The 7,048-nt window shown below is 39.2% G+C and carries 4 protein-coding genes; 1 reads left to right on the top strand and 3 read right to left on the bottom strand.

The features are described 5' to 3' along the window. Positions 1-254: 254 nt before the first annotated feature. From V7164_RS10785 to V7164_RS10775, 3 genes are all read right to left on the bottom strand, one after another. A complete protein-coding gene (locus tag V7164_RS10785) occupies positions 255-1,487 on the bottom strand; it encodes an aminopeptidase (protein WP_335354069.1) in 1,233 nt (410 codons plus the stop codon). Positions 1,488-1,579: 92 nt separating this feature from the next. Then, positions 1,580-2,860, bottom strand: a complete 1,281-nt coding sequence (locus V7164_RS10780) for an MDR family MFS transporter (RefSeq protein ID WP_335346271.1) — start codon at positions 2,858-2,860, stop codon at positions 1,580-1,582. A gap of 448 nt (positions 2,861-3,308) precedes the next feature. Beyond that, the gene (locus V7164_RS10775; protein WP_335354068.1) at positions 3,309-5,018 is read right to left on the bottom strand and encodes a sigma-54 interaction domain-containing protein; all 1,710 of its coding nucleotides are present in this window, start codon (positions 5,016-5,018) and stop codon (positions 3,309-3,311) included. A gap of 374 nt (positions 5,019-5,392) precedes the next feature. Here V7164_RS10775 and hutU point away from each other — a divergent pair. Beyond that, a partial coding sequence (gene hutU, locus V7164_RS10770) for a urocanate hydratase (protein WP_335354067.1) occupies positions 5,393-7,048 on the top strand: 1,656 nt, incomplete at its 3' end.

The raw sequence follows: 7,048 nt of genomic DNA, 5'->3' as shown, positions 1-7,048 counted from the left end.
AATGCAACAGGACAAGGAACGCTTCGGAAGCGTAATCATCGCACGACCAAAAGCTGAGCTTTTGGGAGGACGTTGCGTTTTTGTCGACCTCGAGGTCATAAGCCAAGCCGTCAAGAAGGTTAAAGTACAACCTTCCTGCCGGCTTGGCTTATGCTTGTCGGACTTGCACAGGATGTGCTGACATCGGCGTTCGCCACAGGACGTTGCGGTTTTTAGTCGATGTTCATCTGATCAAGGCTCTTCCGCTTTTCTTTTTAGAATGCCCAATCCCCATTGCGGAAGACAGACTCTGTTTTTCCGTCTGCTGTAATGCCGTCAATGTCCATTTCGGCCGATCCAATCATGAAGTCGACATGTGTTAGGCTATCATTGAGACCATGTTCCTTTAACTCATCACTAGACATTTGCTTTCCGCCTTCTAAACAGAATGCATAGGCACTGCCGATTGCAAGATGGTTTGATGCGTTTTCATCGAACAAAGTATTATAGAAAAGCAGATTAGATTGAGAAATTGGTGAATTAAAAGGAACGAGCGCCACTTCACCAAGATAATGTGAGCCATCATCTGTTTCGACAAGCTGTTTAAGAATTTCTTCACCTTTCTCTGCCTTAACATCAACAATACGGCCATTTTCAAATGTTAATGAAAATTGATCGATAATATTTCCGCCATAGCTTAATGGCTTTGTACTGGATACCGTTCCATTAACACCAGTTCTATGAGGCACAGTAAATACCTCTTCAGTTGGCATATTGGCCATGAATTCATGACCCTTTTCATTGATGCTGCCGGCCCCACACCAAAGGTGCTTTTCAGGAAGCTCGATCGTTAAATCAGTACCAGGTGCTTTATAGTGCAGCTTTTTATAGCGTTTACTGTTCAAATAATCTACTTTCTCGTGCAGTGTTTCATCATGCTTCTTCCAAGCTTCCACCGGATTTTCTAAATCTGTACGTGTAGCTTTAAAAATCGCATCCCACAATAATTGCACTCTTTTTTCTGCAGGTGCATCAGGGAATACCATATCGGCCCAAGCAGGAGACGGGGCTGCGATAACGGTCCAGCTGACTTTATCCGCCATTACCAACTTTCTGTAATTTGAAAGTGCTTTCCCCGCAGCTTTTTGAAAATTACCGATTCTCTCGGATTTAACACCCTTTAGTAAGTCGGGGCTTGCTGAAACGATGGACATGAAGGCAGCGCCGTTCTTTGCCAATTCTTCAAGTTCCTTCGCACGCCATTCTGGATATTCATTGAAAGCCTCATCAGGTGCGAGCTCATATTTCGTACGAGATACAATATCGTCATTCCAATTCACAACTACATTATAAGCACCGGCCTCGTATGCATTCTTTACGATAAGTCGAACTAACTCAGCTAAATCGAGGGCTGTATTGATGACAAGAGTTTGCCCATTTTGAATATTAACGCCAACCTTTACAGCAAGCTCTGCATATTTTTCTAAATTCGTTTGAAAGTCACTCATTATATAATCTCCTTTACCAAAATCTTCTTTATAATTGTAACTTTTTTGTTTGGAAAAAGAAACTTTGAAGAAATAAAAAACAAAAAGGAATCCTAGATAGATCCCTTTTTGGCAACTACTGTATTTGGTTTTTCAGAAATGGAAAACATGAGCCAGTAAAGCACAGCACTTAAAACCGCAAGGCCAGCTAAAATTAAAAACGTCCAGTCATACCCAATCCACACAGTCAAGGGAATGGAAATGGGTGCAATCGTTTTGCCGAATGTAAACCGCAGGCTTGCAGCCGCAAAATATTGCCCGCGCATATGCTCAGGAGCGATTTTTGAAACGAAGCTTTGCTGAATGCCTACTGTCATTAGCTCACCGAATGTAAAGAGTGCCATTGCAATGATTAAACCCCAAATCCAAGTCGTTTGTCCAAACATGAAAATGGCTACTGCATACGTAAGGGAGGAAATCACAAATACATTTCTTTCCTTATATTTAATCATGATTTTCGTGACAGCTACAGTAAATAAGGCTACGAGAAAACCATTTTCAGATAAAAGAATGCCGAAAGCTTGCTCACCACTGACCGTAAAGGCCCAATCACCGAATTTCAACAGTGTTTGGTTGTTTATAAACTCGCTCGTATAAATCGGAATTAATAAATCCAGCTGCATAAATGTTTGTGCCGCCAGAACACCTGCTATGATAAATAGAAGGAAGACTTTATCCTTAAAAATGATCCCATAATCCTTCATCTGCTTGATTAAAAAGGAATACCATTTATCATTTTCATTAACTATATGGGACTGTTTGGGCATAGTTTCTCTCGTCATTTTTGCTAAAATACAAGCTAAAATAATACAGATGATGCCCGCAATTAATAGAAGCTCGAAACGGTATTTCGTGTAAAAAATGGCTCCCAACACAGGTCCGATCACAACTGCAATATTAATAGAGGTATAGAAAATCGCAAATACATGGCTGCGATGCTTTTCCTCCACAACATCTGCAACCATTGCCTGACTTGCCGGCCAATAAAATGAACTGAAAATGCCAACAAAGGCAAAGCAAATAAATCCTAGCCATGGCGAATTCAGCCATGGGGAATCGGCTAGCGCAAAGACTAGAAAGCTAAGGCCCTGTCCGAATGCTGATAAAACCATCATCGTTTTTCTTCCAAAACGATCCGCGCAATACCCGCCCATTAAATTGGCTAAAACGGAAAATACTTGAGAAAAAATAAGCAGCAATCCCGCTTTATCCTTCCCAAATTCACCTGCAAAGTAAATCGTCAAAAAAGGGAAGAACATCCAAAAAGTGATGTTAATTGCCGCTTCTCCAAATAATCGTACTTTTAGATTTGAATCCCAATCTCTTATTCTCATGCTGTATCCTCGATTTCCCTTCAGAATAACTAAATAATATTACCATTTTATTGAAGGATATACAAGAATATCTTATTTTTAACAGCTGTGAAGAGTAAATTATTATTGTGGAAATAAAAACCCTATGCTAGGCATAGGGTTCCAAAAGCTTTCAGCATGGTATTAATAAACTCCTGTTTATTGCCAATAAATTTTGGTTACCCAACCAAAATTTCAAACATACGGAGGAGTCTTAATGTAAAAAGAAACTAATAGTTTAGCAGATACAACTTGGAACTGTAAGTTTTTCAAATTTTCTCAAGGCTGTTTGAACATCCTTGAAACCTGGAACTTCCATTAATCAGATATAGACATCTGAATATTAGTTCTTACACTTTTTAACACTTAGGAGCCCAAAAATTGGAGGATTCAATGATGCCATTGACAATCTAATCTGTCCCTCTTTCTTTTATCGTGGCTTTTCAAGTCCATACTTTTTAATATGGTATTGAAGACTTTGACGGGTAATGCCAAGTTTCCTAGCGGCCTTAGAGATATTCCAATCTGTTTGTTCTAAGGTTGTTTGGATAAAATGCTCTTTGGAATTGGCAAAAATCGATTTCATCGGCTTTTTCTCTAATTCCTTCATTTCAATAGATTTATTTTTTTTATTGGAAAAGATTTTCCGTCTTATGTAAGTTGGCAGGTGATCTATTTCAATTGCCTTGTCGGCTTCGGAAACACGAATAATGAGATTCTCTATTAAATGCTCAAGCTCTCTAGTATTTCCCGGCCAATGATATTGAAGAAGAGTTGTCATCAATGATTTCGAGATTTTTGGCACGATCTTATTGAACTTTTCCTGATAGGATTCTAGGAAATATTCAATAAAGAAGTGAATATCCTCTGTCCGTTCCCGTAATGGAGGGATGTACAAGCTTGTTCGTGCAATACGGTAAAATAAGTCAAGTCTCATTTTTTCTTCAGTTATAAGCTTTTCCGGATCTTCGTTCGAGGCACTGATGACAGTACATTGAACAGGTGAAACATCATTTGAGCCAACTCGTCTGACTAATCGTTCCTGCAAAACGCGCATTAGCTTCGATTGCAATGTCATAGGCATCGAGTTAATCTCATCTAAAAATAATGTCCCGTCCTTTGCATGCTCGAAAAGACCAATTTGATTAGTGGCACCTGTAAATGCCCCTTTAACAGTACCAAATAGGGTGCTCTCCAAAAGGTTTTCCGGAATGGCTGCACAGTTAATCGCGATAAATGGACTGTTAGCTCTTGAGCTATGATTATGAATACTTTGGGCAAACAGTTCTTTTCCTGTTCCTGTTTCCCCGACAATTAAGACATCCGTATTATGAATCGCAATGTTCTGTGCTTCCTGAATTAGATTTTTTAAGGAAAGGCTATTGCCCTTAATGTTTTCAAATGTGTAGGTAGTGCCATTTTTTGAGTCTTGACCATTCTTTTCTGTGAAGGCGATCTTCCGCTTTTGCTCAATTGTTTGGTAAAGCATATCTTTAAGTCTAGTCTCATTCGTGCTAATAGAGTATACCGCGATGGTTTCTCCATCCTTTTGAATGGGAAAAGTACTATAGTTCACATACTTCGGGACCCCATTAATAGTTGAATGCGCCCTGTATCTTGAAAATATCGGCTTTCCGGTTTTAAAAGTATGTTTATGTTCGGAATTTTGCGGATTATAGTTATAAACTGACCATAAATGCTTGCCAATAATCTCATTCCGATTTAATCCTTCCATTTTTTCTTGAGCGAGATTGTATAAAATAATTTCTCCATTTTGATTGCTCATCATAACCCCTTCACCAAGAGATTCTATTATTTTTTCCAAGCAAAACAATCTCATTTTTGGATTGGCTAATAAGTCAGAAATGTCCTCAAAACAAAGAATGATATAGTGAACATCTGCAGAGAAGGTTTTCACTTCAACGGAAAATTTCTTTTGAGAAAATGAAACTGTGAATGTTTCATTTTCCACAAAGCGTACATGCTCACATGGGAGGAGTTCAGCAATATGAGTGCCCTCAGCAACCTCAAATGAACTAATCTGATTCATGTCCTGCCAAACAACTTCGTAGTTTTCATTTAGAATCATGACGCCATCTGAATAGCCCTTCATTAATTTACAAATAGATTCTGCAATCAAAACTTTCCCTCCTGACTTTGCTAACTATGAAAATACATATTTTTAATATAACATTAATTATGAATTTTTTAAATAATCTGCATGCAGTATTTATCTGCATGCTTTAAATTTGTAACGGCTTACACTTCATTGTGTCTAATGAAACTGCTAAATATTTCTAATGCCAATTTTATCTGCAGGACCTACCAAGATATTATTTAAGAAATTTAATAATTACATTATTCATAAAGAAAAATATTAAATAAAATTGTTGATATATAAGGACTAATTAACTAATTTCTTGAAAAATTCACTAGTTTAATAAATTTGGCACGTTCTTTGCAATATCTATTAATGAGTTACAGAAATTAATATTAATCTAGGGGGAAATATACATGTCACAACCAGAAATCTTATATTCCGTTAAAGCACAAAGAGGGCCGGAGCTTCGCTGTAAAGGATGGAGACAGGAATCCATTCTGCGGATGCTGGAAAATAATATGGAAAACGCTGAAAAGCCAGAAGAACTTGTCATCTATGGTGGGATTGGGAAAGCCGCCCGTAACTGGGAATCTTACCATGCGATTGTTAAATCTTTGAAAGAGCTTGAAGATGATGAAACATTAGTTGTGCAATCAGGTATGCCTGTTGCGGTATTTAAAACACATAAATATGCCCCAACAGTTGTCATGGCAACGACAAACATTATGAAGGCAGATTGGCCAACATTCTACGATTTACAAGATAAAAACTTAACGATGTATGCGAACTATACGGCTGCACCTTGGGAATACATAGGGACACAGGGCGTTATCCAAGGCACATTCGAAACATTATCAGCTATTGCACGTCTATACTATAGTGATTCACTTGTTGGAAAAATCCTTTTAACAGCTGGTGCTGGCGGAATGGGCGGAAACCAAACAAGAGCGATGACCATGCATGGCGGAGTAGCGATTCTATGTGACTCAAACGTAGAAATCATTAAGCGTCGTATTGAAAAGAAATTTATTGATGTTTTAGCCGATTCATTGGATGAGGCGATTGCAATGGCAAAGCAGGCGGCTGCTGAAGGCAAGCCACTAGGTATTGCGGTAGTTGGAAACGCTGCAGATATTTTCGAAGAGGTACTTGAAAAAGGCTGGTTGCCAGATATCTCAACTTCTATGACGCCAGGTCACGATCCAATTTCTTACTTACCTGCAGGCTACACAGTAGAAGAAGCAGAAAAGCTTCGTGATACCGACCGTACCCTTTACTTAGAAAAAGCACGCGAAACGATGATCCGTGAATTGAAAGCGCTAATCAAATTTATGGACTTAGGCGTTCACTCTTTTGAATATGGTACAAGTCACCGTAAAGAATGTGTCGATGCCGGTTTTGATCCGAAGGAAGCGAAACGTCTTCCAGGCTTCGTAGCGGAATACATTCGTCCATTGTTCTGCGAAGGCCGCGGACCTTTCCGCTGGGTATGCTTATCCGGTGATCCAGAAGATTTAAGAAAAATTGATGAAATGATTTTAGAAAAATTTGCAGATGACTACCTAGTAACTCGCTGGATTAAGCTTGCGATGAAGCATATTCCAATTGAAGCACTTCCAGCTCGTATTTGTTATATGGGCTTTGGTCAAAGAAAAGCATTTGCATTAGAAGTTAACGATATGATTCGTCGCGGCGAGCTTTCTGGACCAGTTGCATTCTCTCGTGACAACTTAGACTCAGGCTCCATTGTGAACCCAACATTTGAATCTGAAAACATGAAAGATGGCTCTGATTTAATCTCTGACTGGCCAGTATTGAATGGACTTCTTAATGCAGTTGGCATGTGTGACCTGATCGCACTTCAAGCGAACTACTCAATGGGTGAAGCCGTTCACACAGGAGTAACAATGATTGCAGACGGAACAGCCGAGTCTGACATGAGACTTGAAGTAGCGATGACAGTTGACTCTGGAATCGGAGTTGTCCGCCATGCGCAGGCTGGCTATGAAATCGCACAAGATGTTGCGAACGGAAAAGGAAAATTAACGAAGGAAAGCATCAAAATCCCA

This window comes from Bacillus sp. JJ1474, from assembly GCF_036965225.1.
In the GTDB taxonomy this organism is placed as follows: Bacteria; Bacillota; Bacilli; order Bacillales; family Cytobacillaceae; genus Cytobacillus.
This window is presented reverse-complemented; position numbering and strand designations above follow the sequence as displayed.